The sequence below is a fragment of the Micromonospora sp. DT201 genome (assembly GCF_049841575.1).
Taxonomy (GTDB): domain Bacteria; phylum Actinomycetota; class Actinomycetes; order Mycobacteriales; family Micromonosporaceae; genus Micromonospora.
Genome location: NZ_JBNCKP010000066.1, coordinates 1 through 1,145 on the forward strand (window position 1 = coordinate 1; position 1,145 = coordinate 1,145).

1 protein-coding gene is annotated in these 1,145 nt (G+C 71.4%); it reads left to right on the top strand.

Going from position 1 to position 1,145, the window contains the following annotated elements; translation table 11 throughout:
* Positions 1–33 precede the first annotated feature (33 nt).
* Positions 34–1,145, top strand: a 1,112-nt coding sequence (locus ACLQ28_RS34420; RefSeq protein ID WP_425690433.1) for a polyketide synthase dehydratase domain-containing protein, incomplete at its 3' end; no start/stop codon positions are given.

Here is a 1,145-nt window from a genome sequence, read left to right on the forward strand (position 1 = left end):
GCGCCGTGGGTGAGTGATCATGCGGTGTTCGGGATGGTGATCGTGCCGGGTACCGCGTTTGTCGAGTTGGCGTTGACTGCCGGCCGACACGCGGGTAGTCCGGTGGTGGAGGAGTTGGTGTTGGAGGCGCCGCTGCTTCTGGCTGAGCGTGTGGTGGTGCAGTTGCAGGTGACCGTGGGTGAACCCGACGACGACGGTCGTCGTGAGGTCGCGGTCTACTCCCGTCCCGAGGCCGCGGATGAGGACGGCGGGCGTGTGGTGACCTGCCACGCACGCGGCTGGCTCGCCCTACAGGCGACACCGCTGGTGCCGTTCCCGGTGGTGTGGCCGCCGGCCGACGCCAGGCCGGCGACGGTCGACACGCTCTACACCCGGCTGGCCGATACCGGCTACGAGTACGGCCCGATGTTCCAGGGCCTGCGGGCCGCGTGGCATGCCGGGGAGGACATCTACACCGAGGTGGCGCTCCCCGAGGACGCTGGCGATGACGGGTTCGCAGTCCACCCCGCCCTGTTCGACGCGGCGCTGCACGGTGGGCTGATCGACAAGGACGCCGGCTCCACGGCGGACCTGCCGTTCTCCTGGTCCGGCGTACGCCTGGGCTCCGGTGGCGGCTCCCGCGTGCGGGTCCGGATCAGCCCGGCGGAGGGCTCCGCCTTGCGGGTCGACGTGACCGACGAGTCCGGGGCGCTGGTGGTGAGCGTCGCGAAGCTGGCGGTACGTCCGGTCGACCCGACGCAGTTGCAGGGCGCCCGGGGTGGTGGGCAGCGGTCGCTGTTCCAGCTTGAGTGGACGCCGATTTCGGTCGGGAGTGGCGCTCCGGTCCGGGTCGCGCTCGTCGGCGACGTGGGTGGGGCGGGCGAACCTTTCACGGACCTGGACGCGTTGCAGCGGACCATTGCCGACGGTGCCCCGGCGCCGGACGCAGTCGTGGTCGCGGTCGGCACTCCGGCGGCCACCGATGACGTGGCGCTGGCCGGCCGGGCCGCCACAACCGAGATGCTGGCGCTGTTGCAGTGGTGGTTGGCCAGCGAGCGGTTCGCTGGCGTGCGGTTGGTGGTGGTGACCCGCGACGGTGTGGCGGTTGGTGGGGGATCGCCGGATCTGGTGCTGGCTCCGGTGTGGGGTTTGGTGCGTAGTGCGCA